Source organism: Streptomyces vulcanius, assembly GCF_042653945.1.
GTDB lineage: Bacteria > Actinomycetota > Actinomycetes > Streptomycetales > Streptomycetaceae > Streptomyces > Streptomyces mangrovi.
In genome coordinates this window covers 1-18,768 of the sequence record NZ_JBHSFK010000032.1, presented here as the reverse complement: position 1 = coordinate 18,768, position 18,768 = coordinate 1, and the positions used below count along the sequence as shown (strand labels likewise).

The following is an 18,768-nucleotide window of genomic DNA, read 5'->3' as shown; positions in this document are numbered from 1 at the left end:
GCCCGCGGGTCAACACGGAAGACCCTGGCTCCGGATCAGCGGTGCGTCGGTGCGGGCTGCGATGTCCGCCGCGGTGACGTCCGGCCCGCGTTCCACGAGAACGAGGCCCTCGGGGGTGACGTCCAGGACAGCGAGTTCGGTGATGATCCGGTGGACGCAGCGCTCACCGGTGAGGGGCAGGGTGCCCTCGCGCACGATCTTCCGGGTGCCGTCCCTGGCGGTGTGTTCCATCAGGACGATGACCCGACGGGCGCCGTGGCGGGGATGCCCGCGCCGCCGGCGCGCAACCGCTCGGCCGGCGTGCCCTGCGGCACCAGTTCCACCTCCAGTTCGCCCGAGAGGTACTGGCGGGCGAACTCCTTGTTCTCGCCCACGTAGGAGCCGGTGACGCGGGCGATGCGGCCGGCGGCCAGCAGGACGCCCAGTCCGCGGCCGTCCACGCCGCAGTTGTTCGACACGACCTCCAGACCCGTAGCCCCCAGCTCGTGGAGGGCCCGGACGAGGACGTCGGGGATGCCGCTGAGGCCGAAGCCGCCGACGGCCGGCGACGCGCCGTCGGGGATGTCGGCGACCGCCTCCGCGGCGCTCGCGCTGACCTTGTCCATGACGGGAGGGCCTTTCTGTCACGGCCGTTGCCGAGGGCGGTGGCGGGCGGCCGGAACGGGCACGGGATCGGGGCCGGGCACCACTGTGTTGGTGAGGGTCCCGAGGCCTTCGACGGTGAGGGCGACCGTGTCGCCCGGCTTCAGGGGCGGCGGGTCCTGCCTGCCGCGTACGCCCCACAGCTCGGCGAGGCAGCCGCCGTTGCCGCAGGTCCCGGAACCGAGGACGTCACCGGGGCGCACGACGGTGCCGCGCGAGGCGTAGGCGGTCATCTCCTCGAACGTCCAGCTCATGTTGGACAACAGGTCCCTGCCGACCACCTCGCCGTTGATCTCGGCGGTCAGCGCCAGGCGCAGGAATCCGTCCGGGTCGCGGTACTTCTCCAGTTCGTCGGCAGTGACCAGGTACGGGCCGAGGGTGGTGGCGGTGTCCTTGCCCTTGCACGGGCCGAGGCCCACCCTCATCTCGGCGGACTGGAGGTCGCGCGCGGACCAGTCGTTGAGGATCGTGTAGCCGACGATGTGGTCGCGGGCCTGCTCGGGCGTGAGGTCGCGGCCCTCCCTGCCGATCACGGCGGCGACTTCGAGCTCGAAGTCGAGCACGCTCGACCCCGGGGGCACCGGGATCTCGTCGCCGGGGCCGTACACCGCGTAGGGGTTGGTGAAGTAGAACGTCGGGGCGGCGTACCACTGCTCCGGCACCCCGGCGGCCCCGTCCACGGACCGCCGTACGCCCTCGACGTGTTCCTCGAAGGTGACGAAGTCCCGCACGGTGGGCGGCTGGAGCGGTGCCAGCAGCCGCACCTCGGAGACATCTGGACCGGCCGGGATGTCGAGCGGTTCGGGGAGACCGCCGCCGCCCTCGGCGAGCAGACCGGTCAGCGAGCCGACACCGGGCAGGGGGCGGAGCGTGCCGTCCTCGTCGACGACGGCCACCTGACGGCGGTTGCGGTACTCGTACGATGCGAAACGCATGGGACGTCCAGGAGGGGAGGAGTCGGCAGGGGCTCAGACCGGCGGGGCGACGAACACGCCGGGGTCGGCGTCGTTGAAGGACTCCTTGGCGACGAGTTCGTTCATCGGGTTCGCCGTGCCCCACTGGTCGGTGACCTCGGGCCGGGAGAAGTCGTAGACGTGCGGGTGCCAGGTGTCCTCGTCCAGCTCCTCCAACTCCGTCGTGTACTCGACGGTGTTGCCGTGCGGGTCGAGGAAGTAGGTGAAGGTGTTGTCGCCCGCCATGTGCCGGCCAGGACCCCAGACCTTCTTGAAGCCGGCGCGCATCACACGGCCGGAGCCGCGCATGTACTCGTCGATGCCGCGCATCTCGAAGGAGACATGGTGCAGTGAGGTGTGCGGTCCCTTGGCGATGGCCATGGAGTGGTGCTGGTTGCTGATCCGCATGAAGTGCATGACGTCGCCGACGTACGGCGAGCTGAGCGTGTCGGAGTGGCGGAAGCCCAGGTGGGTCTCGTACCAGGCGCGGGTCTTGTCGAGGTCGGGCGAGTTGAGGACGACGTGCGACAGCTTGACCGGGATCGACTCCTTCTCCTCGATCCTGCGGTGCCGCCGTGCCTCGACGTCCGCCGAGACCTCGACGGTACGGCCGTCCACGTCGAAGAAACGGAAGCCGTAACCGCCCCCCGGTGTCTCGACCTTGCCCGGCTCCGACACCAACTGCACGCCCCCGGCGAGGAGTCGCTCGGCAAGGGTGTCGACGTCGGCCGCCGAAGCCGCACCGAACGAGACGAGGTCGAGCCGCTTCTCCGCGGCCTTGCGCAGCCGTACGACGTACTGCTCGGGGGAGCCCTCGGCGGCCAGGAAGGAGATCCCGGAGTCCTCGGCGACCTTGGTCAGGCCCCAGACGCCGGCGTAGAAGTCGAGTTGCTTGTCGTAGTCGGGCACGGCGAGGTCGACGTGCCGCAGGTGCGTGAGCAGGCGCATGACTCAGTCCTTGAGGAGGAGGGCGGCGGCGTTCGCGCCGCGTACGGCGTGGAAGGCGTGGTCGGACAGGAGCGCGGAGCGCAGCGCGCCGAGCGGGTCGTCGCTGCCCATGTCGAAGGGGAAGTCGGAGCCGAGCAGGACGCGGTCGGCACCGGCGGCGCGTACCAACTCCCGCAGTACGTACGGGTCGTGGACGAGGGAGTCGAAGTACAGCCGCTTCAGGTAGCTGCTCGGCTCCCGGGCACAGCCCCGCGCGTCCGGGCGGGCCCACCAGGCGTGGTCGGAGCGGCCGATGTGGGTGGGCAGATAGCCGCCGCCGTGCGCCGCGATCACCTTCAGGTCCGGGTGGCGGTCCAGGGCACCGGAGAAGATCAGATGGGAGAGCGCGACGGCGTTCTCGGTGGGCTGGCCGACGGTGTTGGACAGGTACCAGCGGTCGAGGCGCTCGTCGAGGGTGCAGCCGAAGGGATGCAGGAGGAGAACCGCGCCCGTCTCCTCGGCACGGGACCAGAAGGGTTCGTACGAGGGGTCCGACAGCTCGTGGCCGGGAGCGTGCGAGGAGATCTCCACGCCCTTCAGGCCCTGTTCCAGCGCGTGGTCGAGCAACTCAACCGCGAGGCCGGGGTGTTGGAGCGGCACCAGACCGAGGCCGGAGAGCCGGTCGGGGGCCTTCGCGCAGTGCGCGGCGGTGCCCTCGTTGGCCAACCGGCAGACCCGCTCGGCCAGTTGGGGATCGGCCCAGTAGTGGTAGTGCGACGGCGACGGGCTCACCAGCTGGACGTCCACACCCTGCGTGTCCATCGCGGCCAGCCGTACGGCGACGTCCGTCAGCCGGGGCACCCGCTCGCCGACCATGGGGCCGTTCACGGCGAGGGCCGCCGGCCCGTTGCGGCGGGCGTCGAGGCTGCGGGCCTCCGCGTGGCCGGGGTGACCGGCGACGGCCTCCTCGACCTCCGGCAGCAGGAGATGGGCGTGGACGTCGATCGTCGGTGTCGGGCGGGGCCCGGTCACGGGAGTTCCTTCAGCGCGCTCAGGGTGCGGTGCACAAGCCCCGGCACGTCCGCGTCGCGCACCCCGTCCAGCAGCCACCGGCCGAGCTGGACGGAGGCGTCGACGACCATGCGCACCCGGGGCAGCCGTCGGGCGTGGTACTCGGTGAGGAGCCGGTCGTCCCACTCGGTCCGGCCGGTCAGCAACTCGGCGAGGACCTGCACGTCCTCCAGGGACATCGCCGCGCCCTGGGCGAGGGTGGGCGGACAGGCGTGGGCGGCGTCGCCGACCAGCACCACCCGGCCGCGGTGCCACGGGCCCTCCACCAGGTGCCGGTCGAAGCAGGCGTAGTTGACGGCCTTCGGGTCGGTGAACGCGGCGCGGAGTTCCGTCCACGCGCCGCCGTAACCCTCGCTGAGCGCCCGTATCTCGTCGGCGTACGTGTCCGGGTTCAGCGAGGCCCGGTCGCGGGCCGGCTCGACGAGATACGTGTAGACCGTGTCCTCGCCGGTCGGGCAGTACCCGGCGATGAAGCAGCGGCCACCGTAGATCATCTCGGTGCGGGTGACCCCGGCCGGGCGGGGTGCGGGGGCGCGCCAGATGCCCATGCCGGTGGGTTCGGGCGTGTCGGTGATGCCGATCATGCGGCGGGTGGCGGAGCCCAGTCCGTCGGCGCCGGCCACCAGGTCGTAGCGGCGGGTCGTGCCGTCCGAGAAGGTGACGTCCACGCCCTCGGCGTCCTGCTCGAACGCGGTGGCCCGGGTGCCGAGGCGGACGTCGGCGCCCGAGGCGAGGACCTCGTCGATCAGGAGCTGCTGGAGTCGGGGCCGCTGCATGCCGATGTGTGCGGGCAGGTCGTCGCCGCCGGTGCGCAGCTCGTCGTGGGCGTGCAGCACGGTGCCGTCGGGCGCGAGGACGGTGACGCCTTCGGCGGCGTATCCGTCCTTCTCGACGCCTTCGAGGACCCCGACCTCGCGCAGCACGCGCAGGGCGTTGCCCTGGAGGGTGATACCGGCGCCGAGGGAGGCCTTCCAGTCGGGGCTCGCCTCGACGAGGTCGACGCCGATCCCGGCCCGGCGCAACAGGACGGTCAGGGCGCTTCCGGAGGTGCCGCCGCCTATGACGAGGACGATGGGGGTCCCCCCGCTCGAGCGAAGTCGAGAGTGGGGGACGGTGGGTCTGTGTGTCACGTCGGGGATACCTCCGGGGATGGGCCGCGCGGCTTCGGGCGGCAGGGAGTGTGCGGAACGGGGCTACTTGACGGCGACGGGATTCACCGGGGAGCCGACGGCTCCGGTGATGGGCAGCGGCGCGGCGGTCAGCCAGAACTCGTACACGCCGTCCGCCGCGCAGTCCTCGGCGAGGGCGTCGAGGTCCCACATCTCGCCGATCAGCAGGCCCACGTTGGGGATGACGACCTGGTGCAGGGGCTGGAAGGCGTGGTCGAACTCGTTCGGGCGCACCTCGAAGCCCCAGGTGTCGGTGGCGATCGCGGCGATCTCGGTGCCGTGCAGCCAGCCGGCAGCGGTGAACGACAGCCCCGGCGCGGGCCCGCCCGCGTAGTCGCCCCAGCCGTCGCGCCGGGCGCGGGCGAGCTGTCCGGTGCGCACGAGGACGATGTCGCCACGGCCGACGGCCACCCCGTGCGCCTCGGCGGTCCGCCGCAGATGCGCCTCGGTGATCGCGAAGCCGTCGGACAACTCGCCGTTCGTGCCCAGGACTTGGCCGACGTCCAGGAGCACCCCGCGCCCGGCGACGTACGGCGCCATGTGCTCGATGCCGGTGACGAGGTCGCCGTCGGAGGTGACGACCTTCTCCGCGTCGCGTCCGTTCCACGCCTTGCCGTGGTCGAAGATATGGCCGAGGCCGTCCCACTGGGTGGAGCACTGCAACGGCATCGCGATCACGTCGTCGGCGCCGCCGATGCCGTGCGGGAAGCCCTGGTTGCCGAGGGCGGCGTCGGTGCCGGTGTCGAGCATGGTGTGCACCGGGTTGGTGCGCCGCCGCCAGCCCTTCTGCGGGCCGTTCATGTCGAAGCGCTGCGAGAGCGAGAAGCTGGCGCCCCGCCGCACGAGCGCCGCGCCCTCGCGCCGCTTCGCCTCGTCGAGGAAGTTCAGGGTGCCGAGCACGTCGTCCTCGCCCCAGCGACCCCAGTTGGAGTACGCCTTCGCGGCCTCGGCGATCGCGCCCTCGGGATCGTGACGGTTCACGAGGCGCCCTCCGCGACACAGCGGGTGCGCTGCGTGCCGAGCCCGGTGATGGAGCCCTCCATGACGTCGCCCTCGCGCAGCAGCCGGCCCCAGTGGATGCCGTTGCCGGCCGGGCTCCCGGTCAGCACCAGGTCACCGGGCAGAAGTTGGGCGGCCCGGGAAACGTACGACACCAGACGCGCGACACCGAAGAGCATGTCCTTGGTGGACTCGTCCTGCATGGTCTCGCCGTTCAGCTTCAGGGTGACCCGCAGGTCGCCCGGGTCGGCGATCGAAGCGGCCGGGACCAGCCACGGGCCGAGCGGGGTGAAGCCGGGGGCGTTCTTGCAGCGCAGCCAGTCGGTGCCGATCGCGGGCATGTCCCGGCGGAAGACGGTGGCGCGGTCGGTGAGGTCGTTGGCGATCGTGTACCCGGCGACGTACTCCAGGGCCTCCTCGACCGGCACCCGGTGGGCGGGCCTGGCGATCACGGCCGCCAGCTCCAGCTCCCAGTCCGGCTTCGCGGCCCAGGAGGGGAGGACGACGTCGTCGTACGGACCGGCGATCGTGGTCGGCAGACCGATGAAGACGTACGGCAGGTCCTCGGCGGCCCGGCGGTCCATCGCCGTGGCGATCTCCGCACGCGCCTCCTCGACGGTGCGGGGGTCGTCGGGGGAGCGGTGGGCGACCTCCAGGTCGATCACGTGCTGCCGGTAGTTCGCGCCGGACTGGAAGATCTGGCGGGGTTCGATCGGGGCGTGTACGCGCAGGTCAGCGAGCGGCTGCCGGCCAAGGGCGTCGTCCTCCGCCAGGGTGTGCAGCAGGGGCAGGTTCTCCTCCCACCGCTCCACCACGGCACGTACATCGGCCGGTGCCCAGTCCAGAGCGCCGCTCAGGTCGAGCACACGGTTCCCAGTCAGGAGGCCGGGGAACGGCTTCCCTCCGGGAGCGGAGAACGTGCCGAGCGCGAACGGGCCGGCAGGTTGCGCGAGCATTGCCATCAGATTTCCTCCTGCTGGGTTGCGGTCTACTCTGACCCCGCTCGGAGAATCACGGAAATCAATCCTGTGGATCCTCCGAATCCATGTCATGGATAGTCCTCAGCTGCCAGGTGGTGCCCGGTGAACCTGTCCCGACTCGACCTCAATCTGGTCGTCGCCCTGCGCGCGCTGCTGGAGGAGCGCAACGTCACCCGGGCCGGTGAGCGCATCGGACTGAGCCAGCCCGCGATGAGCGCGGCGCTGTCCCGGCTGCGCCGCCATTTCGACGACGAACTCCTCGCCCGGACCGGCAACGCGTACGAGCTGACCCCGCTCGGCGTCGCCCTGCGGGACCGCAGCGCGACCGCCTGCGACCTGCTGGAACGCGTCTTCGCCAGCCAGGCCGACTTCGACCCGGCCGCCGAGACCCGCGAGTTCACCCTGCTCGCCTCCGACTACGGCGCGGCCGTGTTCGGAGCCGCGCTGGCCCGCACCCTGCACCAGGAGGCGCCCGGCATCCGGCTCACCTTCCAGCACTCGACGCCCGCGGTGGTGGAGAACACCGCCACCGTGCTGAGCACTGTCGACGGTCTGCTGCTGCCGCACGGCATCATCGACGGGTTTCCGGCCGTCGACGTCCACCAGGACCGCTGGCTGTGCATGGTCGCCGACGACAACCCGGAGGTCGGCGACGAACTCCACCTCGACCAGCTGTCGCAGCTGCCCTGGGCGGTCTACCAGCGTCCCTACGACGCCCCGGCAGCCCGCCAGCTCAGCATGCTCGGCATCAGCCCCCGGGTGGAGGTCTGGGTGCAGACCTTCCAGCTGCTGCCCCACATGGTGGAGGGCACCCGCCGGATCGCGATGATCCAGGAGCGCCTGGCCCGCCGAGCCGTCCGCGCGGCGGCGGTGCGCGTCCTGCCCTGTCCCTTCGAGGCGGTACCGGTGCAGGAGGCGATGTGGTGGCATCCCGTGCACGCCCAGGACGCGGCCCACATCTGGCTACGACAGCGGGCCGCGGAGGTGGGCGCGACGCTGATGAGCAACGGCAACTGAGCGCCCCGCAAGGGGCGCGGGGAACTGCGCGACCAGCTACGACCGAGCCGCGGTCGCGTCTGCCGCGGATTGCGCATCGGCGGGTGCGGCTTGTCGCATGGCTGGGCGCGCACTTCCCCGCGCCCCTGGGGGCTGCCCTCAGGCCACCTGCTTCACCAGCGGCCGCGATCCGCGCCGGGTCGCCCACAGCCCCGCCGCGACGAGGGCGGCAGTCAGCCCGAGCACACCCACCGCACCGGCGAGGCTGCCGACCGCGGACTCCGCGGCGAGCAGGAGCAGCGGGCAGACGAACTCGCCGCCGAAGAAGGCCGCCATCCACAGCCCGGTGCCCCGGCCGCGGTCCTCGAACGCCAGCCGGGACATGGCACTGGTAAGGAGGGCGGGCAGCAGCATGCCGGTCCCCACGCAGTTCACGACCGCCCCGATGACCAGCAGCGGGGCGTTGCCCGCGAGGAACATCATCCCGAAGCCGGCCGCGCAGAGCGCCAGCACGGCCGGCAGCATCGGGTCGGGGGAGCGCTTGAGCCGGGCGAAGGTCACCGCACCGCCCACCGTCGCGGCACTGGCGATCGCGGTGGCGAGTCCGATCACACCGGTGTTCTCCACCCCCAGGTCGTCGAGCAGATACGACATCTCCACCGGCACCGCGTAGAAGACCATCGCGCCGAAGAAGGTGAGGGCGCAGATGCCGGCCAACTGCCGCCAGGGGAACGGCCGACGGCCCGGGGCGGGGGTGGCCGCCGCGGTCGCGCGGGCCGTCGGAGCGGGCAGGGCGACGGCCATCAGCGGGGCGAGCAGCAGGCTCACGGCGTAGACCCAGAACGGCCCCTTCCACCCCGCCGACCCGATGGCACCGCCGAGCACGAAGAAGACCGTGGCCGACGCCGACGCGCACATGGTCTGCAGGGCCAGGTACTTCACCCGCCGGTGGCCCGAGTAGTAGTCGCCGATCAGCGTGGTGCAGCAGGTCATGATGGCGGCCTCGGTGACGCCGACCAGGGCGCGGACGGCGATGATCGCGCCCAGCGAGTGCAGATAGAGCGGTGCCGTGCCGAAGACGGCGTACAGGACGGCCGCCACGACCAGCAGCCGCCTGCGGCCCAGCCGGTCCACGATCACCCCGGCGAACGGGGCGAGCAGCGCCAGCGACAGCGCCGGAACGGTCAGCGCCAGCGGGACCAGTGCCTTGGCGCCGGGGGTCGACGCGAAGTGGTCCTGCATCTTCGGCAGCACCGGGGCGATCAGCACCGCCCCCAGGATCGGCAGACAGCTGCCCGCCATCAGCAGGGTCACCCGCAGCAGATGGGCCGGGCCCGACACGGCGACGGGGGCCGGGGTGGCGTCATCGACCGCGGCGGAGGGCAGGGGTCGTACGGAACCGGGCATGGCGACTCCAGGGTCCAGGTCCAGGGGACGGCGTTCGGGAGCGGGCATGCCTCACTGGCGCCGACGGCGCACGGCATGCTGAGCGCTGGGTGGCCGTACGTCGGCGGCGGATCCGGACTGCGGCGTACGGGTAGGCACGACTATGGGGTGCCCGGGGGTCCGCTGCCATCCTTCACGGGATCCGAATCCCGGATCCGCCTCATCCACGCGGTGGATGCGGGATTGTTTGATCAGGCAAACGCCTCGGCTAGAGTGACCGCCATGACCCGCACGCACTGGCTCACTCCTGAGGAGTCGCGAGCCTGGATCAACCTCATCGACTGCTCGACACTGCTGGGCGACTTCCTCGACCAGCAGCTGCGGCGCGACGCGGGTATGGCGCACGCGGACTACAGCCTGCTGGCCCGCCTGTCCTCGGCATCAGACCGTACCCTGGGCATGTCGGCCCTGGCCGAGCAGCTGAAGTTCACGCGCAGCCGCCTCACACGTGCGGTGATCCGCCTGGAGGAGTCCGGATTCGTACGGCGCCTCGACGACCCGGCCGACCGGCGCGGGCAACTGGTCGAACTCACCGACGAGGGCATGGCGTTGCTGACCGGCGCCGCCCCCGGCCATGTCGCGGCGGTCCGCCGCGCGGTGTTCGACGCGCTCGCCCCCGACCAGGTGGAGCAGCTGGCGACCATCACCGCCGCCGTCATCGCCTCCCTCAACCGCGCCGGCGAGGACGACGCGTACCCGGCGTCCCTGCCCTGGCACCGCCGCTGACCCGCAGCAGGTCGGCCATGCGCTGCCACATCCCTCGTGACCGAGGGCGCTCAGCGAGTTTCTGCTGAGCGCCCTCGGTCCGGGTGGGTCAGAGTGCCGCTGCCGCGCTGTGCAGGTTCTTCGCGGCGAGAGCGAGACCGTCGGTCTGGGAGTAGGCGGCGTCCTCGTGCTCGATGTTCACGGCCATGTCGGGGTCGATCTCGGCGAGGGCGCCCAGGAACTCGGTCCAGAAGGGGACGTCGTTGCCGAGCCCGACGGCCACGAACTTCCACGCGGGGTTCTCGGGCCAGGCGTTGCACCAGAAGCCGTAGCCGGTGGGGACCTTGCCGGGGGCGTCGGCCGGGACACGGGTGAAGGAGGTGTCCAGGACGCCGCGGATGTCGGCGCCGGGGCAGAGCGTGGCGTCCTTGGCGGCGGCGTGGAACACCAGCGGGCCGAGCCACTTGATGGAGGCGATGACGTCCATGCCCTGCCACATGAGGTGCGAGGGGTCCATCTCGGCACCGACGTTCGTCGCCCCGGTCTCCTCGACGAGCCGCCTGAGAGTGACGGGGGAGAAGACGAGGTTGTGGGGGTGCATCTCGATGGCGACCCGGACGCCGTTCTCCCGGGCGAGGGCGTCGATCTCCTTCCAGAACTCGACGGCCACACCCCACTGGTAGTCCAGGACGTCCATGTAGACGCCGTCCCAGGGGTTGACGACCCAGGACGGGTACTTGGCGTCGGGGTCGGAGCCGGGGGTCCCGGACATGGTGACCACGTGCCGCACGCCCAGCAGGCCGGCCAGGCGGACGGTGCGCCGCAGGTCGTCGGCGTGCTTCGGGCCGACGCCGGGGAGCGGGTTGAGCGGGTTGCCGTTGCAGTTCAGCCCCGTCAGTTCCATGCCCCGCTCGGCGAAGAGGGCCAGGTACTCCTCGCGGGCGGTCGCCGAGGACAGCAGGAGGTCGACCGGGCAGTGCGGGGAGGGTATGAAGCCGCCGGTGTTGACCTCGACGGAGGTCAGCCCGTTCGCCTTGAGGATGTCGAGGGCCTCGGGGAGGGTGCGGTCGTGCAGACAGGCGGTGTAGGCGCCGAGTTTGAGGGCCATGTGTCTTTTCCTTCTTTACGGACTCTACGGGTGGTCAGGCGGCAGGCGGGACGGCGACCGACGTGCCGCCGGCGCGGGAGGAGGCGACGACGGCCTGGATGATCTCCATGGTCCGCAGCGCGTCGGCGAACGTGGCACAGGCCGGCAGCGGCTCGCCCACGCCCGCGACCTGGTCGAGGAACGCCCGCGCCTGGTAGGTGAAGTTGTCGGCGTTGCTGGCGCCCACACCCGGCGCCTCCATCGGTACCCCGCCGGCGAAGTACGGCATCTGCGGGCCGGCGATGATCTGCCGGGCGCCCCGCGTACGGGCCTCGGGCTGGGCGTCGTCGAAGAGGTACTCGGCCGGCCGGTGCTGGTCGAACGCGGCCCGCCCGCCCAGGCCCAGGACGTCGAAGGCGAGCCCGTTGGGCAGCCCGAAACCGGTGCGGGTGACGGAGAACGTACCGACGAGACCGGACTCGAAGCGGACGGTGAAGGACGCGGTGTCCTCGTTCTCCACCTCGCCGAACTCGTCGGAGACGGGAGCGGCGTTGTGCCCGACGACCGCGCCCAGCGGCAGCGGCCGCTTGGGGATCTGCGTCGAGAGCGAGGCACCGGAGACCGTGGCGATGGGACCGGCGACGTACTCGGCCGCGTCGATGATGTGCGAGCCGACGTCCCCGAGCGCGCCGGAACCGGCACCGCCCCTGAACCGCCAGCTCAGCGGCCCGTTCGGGTCGGTCGCGTAGTCGCACCAGTAGCGCCCGCTGAACAGGGTGAGGTCGCCCAGCTCGCCACGCCGCACATGGTCACGGATCGCGGCGATGCCGGGGGAGCGCCGGAAGGTGTACCCGACGGCGGTCACGACCTCGGCGCCGCGCTCCAACTCGGCCATCGCGCGCGCGTCTTCGAGCGACCCTGCGAGCGGCTTCTCGCACAGTACGTGCTTGCCCGCCGCGACCAGCGCCTCCGCTATCGGCCGGTGCAGGGCATTGCCGACGACGATGCTGACGGCGTCGATGGTCGGGTCCTCGGCGACGGCCTCCCAGCTCGGAAGCGCCCGCTCGAAGCCGTAGCGGCGGGCGGCGTCCTCGCCCAGCGCGACATTGGCGTCGGCTATCGCGGCCAGCCGGACCGGCGGCAGACCGGCCCCGAAGACCGTGTTGACGTTGCGGTATCCGGCGGCGTGACTGCGGCCGGCCATCCCGGCTCCGATCACCGCGACGGAGAGGGGCTTGGCGGAGGTGGTCATGGTGTGTCCTTAGAGGGGTGTCAGTTGGAGGTGGGGAACTCGAAGCCGACCGCGGTCTGCTGCGTGGGCTGGGGCCAGCGGGTGGTGACGACCTTCGGGCGGGTGTAGAAGCGGATGCCGTCGGGGCCGTGGATGGCGGAGTCGCCGATGAGGGAGTCCTTCCAGCCGCCGAAGGAGTAGAACGACATCGGGACCGGGACCGGGACGTTGATGCCGATCATGCCGACCTTGACGTTGCGCTGGAACCGGCGGGCGGCCTCACCGGAGGCGGTGAACAGGGCGGTGCCGTTGCCGTACGGGTTGGCGTTGATCAGCCCGATGGCCTGGTCGAGGGACTCGGCCCGCACGACCGCGAGGACCGGGCCGAACAGCTCCTCCCGGTAGGCGTCCATCTCGGCCGTGACGTGGTCGAGGAGGGAAGGGCCGGTGAAGAAGCCCTCCTCGTGGCCGTCGACCTTCAGCCCGCGCCCGTCCACGACGACCGTGGCGCCCTGTGTGGCGGCGACGCCGACGGCGTTCTCGACGCGCTCCTGCGCGGCCTTGGTGACCAGCGGGCCCATCTCGGTGCCGGGCGCGTCGCCGGGGCCGACCTTCACCTCACGCGCCTTGCGCTCCAGCACCTCGACCAGGGCGTCGGCCGCCTCACCGACGGCGACGGCCACGGAGACCGCCATGCACCGCTCGCCGGCCGAGCCGTAGGCCCCGGCGGTGATGTGGTTGGCGGCGAACTCGATATCGGCGTCGGGCAGGACGACGGCGTGGTTCTTGGCGCCGCCGAGGGCCTGGACGCGCTTGCCGTGCGAAGTCGCCTGCTCGTGCACGTACTTGGCGATCGGCGTCGACCCGACGAAGGAGACGGCCTCGATGCCGGGGTGGGTGAGGATCGCGTCGACCGCGTCCTTGCCGCCGTGGACGACGTTGAACACACCGTCGGGCAGCCCGGCCCGCCGGTACAGCTCGGCCACGAAGTTCGCCGCCGACGGGTCTCGCTCGCTCGGCTTCAGGATGAAGGTGTTGCCGGTCGCTATCGCGATCGGGTGCATCCAAAGCGGCACCATCGCGGGGAAGTTGAAGGGCGTGATGCCCGCGACGACTCCCAACGGCTGACGGAAGTCGTGGACGTCGATGCCACGGGAGACCTGGTCGGAGAACGAGCCCTTCAGCACGTCGCCCAGCCCGCAGACGAACTCCACGACCTCCCGGCCACGGGTGATCTCCCCGCGCGCGTCGTCGACGGTCTTGCCGTGCTCGGCGGAGATGATCCGGCCGAGCTCTTCCTCGTGCTCGACGAGGAGCTGCCGGAAGGCGAACATGACCTGGGTGCGTTGGGTGAGGGAGGACTCCGACCAGGTCTCGAAGGCGGTCGTGGCGGCGGTGACGGCGGCGTCCACGTCCGTGCCGCCGCCGAGGACGACCCGGGCCTGCTCCTGGCCGGTGGCCGGGTTGAACACCGGGGCCGTGGTGGTGCCGGTGACCGGGGAGCCGTTGATCCAGTGGGGGATGGTGTTCACAGGTGGCGTGTCCTTACAGGTAGTGCCGCTGGGCTTGCTTGTGGGCGGCGTACGTCTCGTACGCGGTGCGGGTGGACTCCAGGGCGGAGGTCTGACTGACGGGGACGTCCCACCAGCCGTGGCCCGGCGGATTGGGTCCGTAGAGGTCGGTCTCGACATGCACCACCGTCGTGCGGGTGGCGGCCTTCGCCTTCTCCATCGCCGCCCGGAACCCGTCGACCGTGGTGGCGTGCAGGACGTCCGCGCCCAGACTCGACGCGTTGGCGGCGAGGTCGACGGGCAGGACTTCGCCGTCCAGCAGCCCCGAACCACCGTCGCGATAGCGGTACTTGGTACCGAAGCGCTGCGAGCCCAGCGACTCCGACAGAGCGCCGATGGAGGCGAACCCGTGGTTCTGGACCAGGACGACGATGACCTTCAGGCCCTCGGAGACCATGGTCACGATCTCCTGAGCCATCATCAGATACGAGCCGTCACCGACCACGACGACGACCTCACGTGACGGGTCGGCCATCTTGGCGCCGACGCCGGCGGCGACCTCGTAACCCATGCAGGAGTAGGCGTACTCGACGTGGTAGGCCTTCGGATCCCGCGCCCGCCACAGCTGTTGCAGGTCCCCGGGCATGGATCCGGCCGCGTTGATGACCACGGCGCGGTCGTCCAGGACGTCGTTGAGCGCGCCCAGGATCTCGGTCTGGGCGGGGAGCGGGCCATGGCCGACGTGGAAGCAGCGGTCCTCGATCTCCCGGTTCCGGGCGATGAGTTGACGGGTGTGCGCCCGGTACTCCGCCGAGACCTCCCAGCCCGTCAGCGCCCCGGCCAGGGCCTGGATGCCCAGTCGCGCATCGGCCACCAGGGGTTCGGCGGAGTGCTTCACGGCGTCCAGACGGGCCACGTTGAGGTTCACGAAGGTGACATCAGGGTTGGCGAACACCGTGTGGCTGGCGGTGGTGAAGTCCGAGTACCGGGTGCCGATTCCGAGCACGACATCCGCCTCACGGGCCAGCTCGTTCGCCGCGTACGACCCCGTCGAGCCGATGCCGCCGACCGCGCAGGGGTGGTCCCAGGGCACCGCGCCCTTGCCCGCGTGGGTGTCGGCGACGGGGATCCCGATGCCCTCGGCGAACGCCCGCAGCACCGTCTCCGCCCCCGAGTACACCGCCCCGCCACCCACGACGACGAGCGGCTTCCTCGCGTTGCGCAGCAGCCGGGCGGCGCGCTCGACGGCGGCCGGCTCCGGCACCGGCCGGCCCACGTGCCACACCCGGCGCCGGAAGAATTCGACCGGCCAGTCGAAGGCTTCCGCCTGCACGTCCTGCGGCAGGGCGAGGGTGACGGCGCCGGTCTCCACCGGGTCGGTGAGCACCCGCATCGCGGCCAGAGCGGCCGGGATCAGCTGCTCGGGCCGGGAGATACGGTCGAAGTACTTCGAGACGGCCCGGAAGGCGTCGTTGACGGTGACGTCCCCGCCCCGGCTGTCCTCCAACTGCTGCAACACCGGGTCGGCGGCACGCGTGGCGAACATGTCGCTGGGCAGCAACAGCACCGGCAGCCGGTTCGTTGTAGCCAGCGCCGCGCCCGTGATCATGTTCGTCGAGCCGGGACCGGTGGACGCCGTGCAGGCGAAGGCCGCCAGCCGGTCGCGCATCTTCGCGTACGCCACCGACGCGTGCACCATGCCCTGCTCGTTGCGCGCCAAGTAGTAGGGGAGATCGGCCTCTTGGGTGACGGCGGCCTGGAGAAGCGCCTGCCCGATGCCGGCCACGTTGCCGTGGCCGAAGATCCCCCACACCCCGGGGATCAGCCGCTGCTCCTGGCCGTCGCGCTCGCTGTACTGGTTCGCCAGGAAGCGCACCAGGGCCTGCGCGGTGGTCAGCCGTACGGTGTTCATCGGTCGCCTCCGCAGTGGTCCGTGGGCCCGTACCGGGCGGGGAGTGAGCCCCGTCCGGTACGGGCGGTGGGCAGCGCGGACGTCCCGTCGTACGCGCTGCCGGTCGGGGACGGCCGCTGGAAGATGCCGCTCACAGCAGGCTCACCGCCTTGTCCACCGCGCCGGCCACGTCGCCGCTCGCGGGGTAGAGCAGGGAGCGGCCGACGACCAGGCCCTGTGCGGTGGGGAGCCGGAGGGCCTTGCCCCAGGACGCGAAGGCGGCCTCCGCGTCCTTGACCTCGCCGCCCAGCAGCAGCGCGGGGAGGGTGGAGGCGGACAGGACGCGTTCCATGTCGTCGACGACCGGCAGCTTCAGCCAGGTGTAGGCGGTACGGCGCCCCAGCCCCGACGCGATCGTGACCGACTTGACGACGGCCTCGGGGGAGAGGTCGTTGCGGATCCTGCCGTTGTCCCAGCGGGAGAGGAACGGCTCGACCATGGCGATGAGGTGACGGTCGTTCAGTTCGTTGACGGCCTGTGCCGTCGCCGACAGGGCGGAAGGGGTCGCGGGGTCGTCGAGGGCGATGCGGGTGAGCATCTTGCCGCCGTCGAAGCCCATCGCGGCGATGGTCTCGGCGTCGTAGCCGGTGAAGCGGTCGTCGATCTCGAAGACCGAACCGGCGAGCCCCGCCCGGTTCATCGATCCGAACACGCTCTTGCCGTCCAGCACACCGAGCAGGAGGAGGTCCTCCAGGATGTCGGCGGTGGCCAGGACACCGGTCACGCCCGGCCGCTCCAGCGCGACGCACAGCCGGTCGAGGAGTTCGAAGCGGTCGGCCATCGCGTCGGGGTCGCCGCCGACGCCGTTGGCGCCCCGGGCGGGGTGGTCGGCGGCGATGATCATCGCCTTGCCGTGCTCACCCAGCAGCGAGGACGCCCGCACCCGCCGTGCGGCGGCTGTCGCGATGGCGGCGGGGTCGCCCACCCGGGCGGACACGATCCGGCTCAGCCTCTCAGCCAGCACTGTTCACCTCACGGAGTCTCGTCTCGACCTCGGCCTCGGCCGGCATGGCGTCGGAGCAGGCCAGCCGGCCCGCGACGATCGCGCCGGCCGCGTTGGCGAAGGCCACCGTGCGACGGGTGTCCCAGCCGGAGAGCAGGCCGTGGCAGAGCGCGCCGCCGAAGGCGTCACCGGCGCCGAGGCCGTTGACGACGTCCACCGGGACGGGCGGGATCTCGGCGGCCGAGCCGTCCCGGTCCATGGCCAGCACGCCCTTGGGCCCCTGCTTCACCACGGCCAGTTCGACGCCGGCCGCGAGCAGCGCCTTGGCCGCGGCGTAGGGCTCGCGCTCCCCGGTGGCGACCTCGCACTCGTCGAGGTTGCCCACCGCGACCGTGGTGTGGCGCAGGGCCTCGGCGTAGTGCCGACGGGCCTCGGCCGGGTCGCGCCAGAACATCGGCCGCCAGTCCAGGTCGAAGACCGTCGGCCTCGCCTTCGCCCGGTGCGCGAGGGCGGCGAGGGTGGCCGAGCGGCTCGGCTCATCACTCAGCCCGGTTCCGGTCACCCAGAAGATCCGAGCCTCCCGCACCGCCCTCAGATCCAGCTCCTCCGCCGTGATGTCCAGGTCGGGAGCCTTCGGCAGCCGGTAGAAGTACAGCGGGAAGTCGTCCGGCGGGAAGATCTCGCAGAACGTCACCGGAGTCGGCGCGATGTCCGACGTACCGACGAACCGGCTGTCGACGCCGTACCCGTCCAGGGCCGTGCGGACGAAGTCCCCGAACGGGTCCCGGCCGGTCTTCGTGATCACGGCGGCCGAGCGGCCGTAGCGGGCGGCGGCCACGGCCACGTTCGTCGGGCTGCCGCCCAGATATTTGCCGAACGAAGTGACCTCCGCCAGCCCCACGCCCGTCTGGAGCGGATACACATCCACCCCCACACGGCCCACGGTCAGCACATCGAACGGCATCACACCGTTTTCCCTTCTGTTCTTAAAGCGTTTTAAAATGCGGCCGAAAAAAAGGCGGTCATCGGCGTTCTCAACGGGGGATCGCCAGATATTCGGCGATCTTCTCGCGCATGAACACCGAGGACTCCTTGGCCCGCTCCTCCCAGGCGAAGACGCACGCGGTGAGCGTGCCGTCGAAGTCGTTCGCCCGTAGTTCCCGGAAGAGCTCGTCGAAGTCGACCTCGCCCTGTCCGATGTCGAGATGCTGGTGGATACGGGCCGTCGTGCCGGGCGGGTTGAGGATGTAACGGTTCCCGGAGGACGCCGTGTGGTCGAGGGCGTCGGCGAGGTGGACATGGGTGAGCAGGTCGCCCGCGTACTTGACGATGCCGGGGGCGTCGTTGCCGATGTGGAAGGTGTGCGGGGCGCAGTACAGGAAGCTGACGTTGGGGTGGTTGATGCCCCGGATCAGGTTGACCGCGTCGTAGCCGTCCTCGATGAAGTCGTCCGGATGCGGCTCCAGGGCGAGACGGATGCCCTCACGCTCGAACACCGGCAGCAGTTCGTCCAGCGACTTCCAGAACTGGGCCTCGCTGCGGTCGGGGTCCTCCGGCCGCCCGTTGAACTCCGAGACCATGCTGTCCACGCCGAGGTCGGCGGCGATCTGGATCGAGCGCTTCCAGTACCGTACGGCGGCCTGGCGGGCGTCGTCGTCCGGACCGGACCAGCGGAAGAGCGGCAGCAGGGAGGAGATGCCGACGCCGGCCACGTCCAGCGCCTTGCGGAACTTCCGCACCGTCGCGTCGTCCACGCGCGGGTGCCGGAAGAAGGGGATGAAGTCCTCCCGGGGGGACAGCTCGATCCACTCGTATCCCAACTCGGCCACCACGGCGGGAAGTTCGAGCAGCGGAACGTTGCGGATCATGTACGGGTCGAGGGCGATCTTCATGACGGGGTGCCTTCCGGAGTGTTGACGGTGAGGGCCTTCGCCTCGGGAAGCTCTTCGACGTCGACGCCCCTCACCTGTGCCAGCTCGTGCTTGAGGGCGGCGAGTTCGGTGCCGCCGGCCATGTGGTTGGTGAGTTCCTCGAGGCTGACCTGGTCGCGGGAGGCGGAGAGTTCGAGGGTTCCCAGGCGCAGGACGCTGAAGTGGTCGCCGACCATGTAGGCGTGGTGGGGGTTGTGGGTGATGAAGATGACGCCGAGGCCGCGGT

At 71.2% G+C, this 18,768-nt stretch carries 16 protein-coding genes and 3 pseudogenes; 2 read left to right on the top strand and 17 right to left on the bottom strand.

Features of this window, described 5'->3' with window-relative positions; all coding sequences use genetic code 11:
* Positions 1-9: 9 nt before the first annotated feature.
* The 8 genes and pseudogenes from ACFPIH_RS37875 to ACFPIH_RS37840 form a co-directional block, all read right to left on the bottom strand.
* Positions 10-258 (bottom strand): annotated as a pseudogene (locus tag ACFPIH_RS37875) (CoA-transferase); the annotation flags it as partial.
* Positions 258-605: pseudogene (locus tag ACFPIH_RS37870) on the bottom strand (CoA transferase subunit A); the annotation flags it as partial. The pseudogenes ACFPIH_RS37870 and ACFPIH_RS37875, both read right to left, overlap by 1 nt.
* Positions 606-623: 18 nt before the next feature.
* Complete coding sequence (locus ACFPIH_RS37865; protein ID WP_381187361.1) at positions 624-1,577, bottom strand: fumarylacetoacetate hydrolase family protein; 954 nt, start codon at positions 1,575-1,577, stop codon at positions 624-626.
* 33 nt (positions 1,578-1,610) lie between these two features.
* Positions 1,611-2,543 (bottom strand): VOC family protein, encoded by a 933-nt coding sequence (locus ACFPIH_RS37860; protein WP_381187358.1) that lies wholly within the window; start codon positions 2,541-2,543, stop codon positions 1,611-1,613.
* A 3-nt stretch (positions 2,544-2,546) separates the two neighbouring features.
* Positions 2,547-3,554, bottom strand: coding sequence for an amidohydrolase family protein (locus ACFPIH_RS37855; protein ID WP_381187355.1), 1,008 nt, complete (start codon positions 3,552-3,554; stop codon positions 2,547-2,549).
* Complete coding sequence (locus tag ACFPIH_RS37850; protein ID WP_381187352.1) at positions 3,551-4,723, bottom strand: FAD-dependent oxidoreductase; 1,173 nt, start codon at positions 4,721-4,723, stop codon at positions 3,551-3,553. Before ACFPIH_RS37850 ends, ACFPIH_RS37855 begins: the two co-directional genes overlap by 4 nt.
* 63 nt (positions 4,724-4,786) lie before the next feature.
* Positions 4,787-5,743 carry a cyclase family protein gene (locus ACFPIH_RS37845; RefSeq protein WP_381187350.1) on the bottom strand — a complete coding sequence of 319 codons (957 nt, stop codon included), beginning with the start codon at positions 5,741-5,743 and terminating at the stop codon, positions 4,787-4,789.
* Complete coding sequence (locus ACFPIH_RS37840; RefSeq protein WP_381187348.1) at positions 5,740-6,723, bottom strand: fumarylacetoacetate hydrolase family protein; 984 nt, start codon at positions 6,721-6,723, stop codon at positions 5,740-5,742. The genes ACFPIH_RS37845 and ACFPIH_RS37840 overlap by 4 nt, the downstream gene beginning before the upstream one ends.
* 120 nt (positions 6,724-6,843) lie before the next feature.
* Between ACFPIH_RS37840 and ACFPIH_RS37835 the strand changes: the two genes are divergently transcribed.
* Entirely contained in the window at positions 6,844-7,758 is a 915-nt protein-coding gene (locus tag ACFPIH_RS37835; RefSeq protein WP_381187346.1) for a LysR family transcriptional regulator, read from the top strand.
* A gap of 138 nt (positions 7,759-7,896) precedes the next feature.
* Here ACFPIH_RS37835 and ACFPIH_RS37830 read toward each other — a convergent pair whose 3' ends face one another.
* The gene (locus ACFPIH_RS37830; protein WP_381187376.1) at positions 7,897-9,144 is read right to left on the bottom strand and encodes an MFS transporter; all 1,248 of its coding nucleotides are present in this window, start codon (positions 9,142-9,144) and stop codon (positions 7,897-7,899) included.
* Positions 9,145-9,405: 261 nt separating this feature from the next.
* Between ACFPIH_RS37830 and ACFPIH_RS37825 the strand changes: the two genes are divergently transcribed.
* On the top strand, positions 9,406-9,909 hold the full coding sequence (locus tag ACFPIH_RS37825; RefSeq protein ID WP_381187343.1) for a MarR family winged helix-turn-helix transcriptional regulator: 504 nt from the start codon (positions 9,406-9,408) through the stop codon (positions 9,907-9,909).
* 88 nt (positions 9,910-9,997) lie between these two features.
* Here the strand turns inward: ACFPIH_RS37825 and ACFPIH_RS37820 are convergent, their stop codons facing one another.
* The 8 genes and pseudogenes from ACFPIH_RS37820 to ACFPIH_RS37785 form a co-directional block, all read right to left on the bottom strand.
* On the bottom strand, positions 9,998-10,996 hold the full coding sequence (locus ACFPIH_RS37820; RefSeq protein ID WP_381187341.1) for a sugar phosphate isomerase/epimerase family protein: 999 nt from the start codon (positions 10,994-10,996) through the stop codon (positions 9,998-10,000).
* 34 nt (positions 10,997-11,030) lie between these two features.
* On the bottom strand, positions 11,031-12,227 hold the full coding sequence (locus tag ACFPIH_RS37815) for a Gfo/Idh/MocA family protein (protein ID WP_381187338.1): 1,197 nt from the start codon (positions 12,225-12,227) through the stop codon (positions 11,031-11,033).
* Between the two features lie 20 nt (positions 12,228-12,247).
* Positions 12,248-13,738 (bottom strand): CoA-acylating methylmalonate-semialdehyde dehydrogenase, encoded by a 1,491-nt coding sequence (locus ACFPIH_RS37810; protein WP_381187335.1) that lies wholly within the window; start codon positions 13,736-13,738, stop codon positions 12,248-12,250.
* A gap of 13 nt (positions 13,739-13,751) precedes the next feature.
* Positions 13,752-15,629: a 3D-(3,5/4)-trihydroxycyclohexane-1,2-dione acylhydrolase (decyclizing) gene (gene iolD, locus ACFPIH_RS37805; protein WP_381187332.1), complete on the bottom strand. Its 1,878-nt coding sequence runs from the start codon at positions 15,627-15,629 to the stop codon at positions 13,752-13,754.
* Between the two features lie 130 nt (positions 15,630-15,759).
* Positions 15,760-16,629: a Cgl0159 family (beta/alpha)8-fold protein gene (locus ACFPIH_RS37800; RefSeq protein ID WP_381187374.1), complete on the bottom strand. Its 870-nt coding sequence runs from the start codon at positions 16,627-16,629 to the stop codon at positions 15,760-15,762.
* Positions 16,622-17,575, bottom strand: a complete 954-nt coding sequence (gene iolC, locus ACFPIH_RS37795) for a 5-dehydro-2-deoxygluconokinase (protein WP_381187329.1) — start codon at positions 17,573-17,575, stop codon at positions 16,622-16,624. Before iolC ends, ACFPIH_RS37800 begins: the two co-directional genes overlap by 8 nt.
* A gap of 70 nt (positions 17,576-17,645) precedes the next feature.
* Positions 17,646-18,503 carry a sugar phosphate isomerase/epimerase family protein gene (locus ACFPIH_RS37790; protein ID WP_381187326.1) on the bottom strand — a complete coding sequence of 286 codons (858 nt, stop codon included), beginning with the start codon at positions 18,501-18,503 and terminating at the stop codon, positions 17,646-17,648.
* Positions 18,500-18,768, bottom strand: a pseudogene (locus ACFPIH_RS37785) (sugar ABC transporter ATP-binding protein); the annotation flags it as partial. The gene ACFPIH_RS37790 and the pseudogene ACFPIH_RS37785, both read right to left, overlap by 4 nt.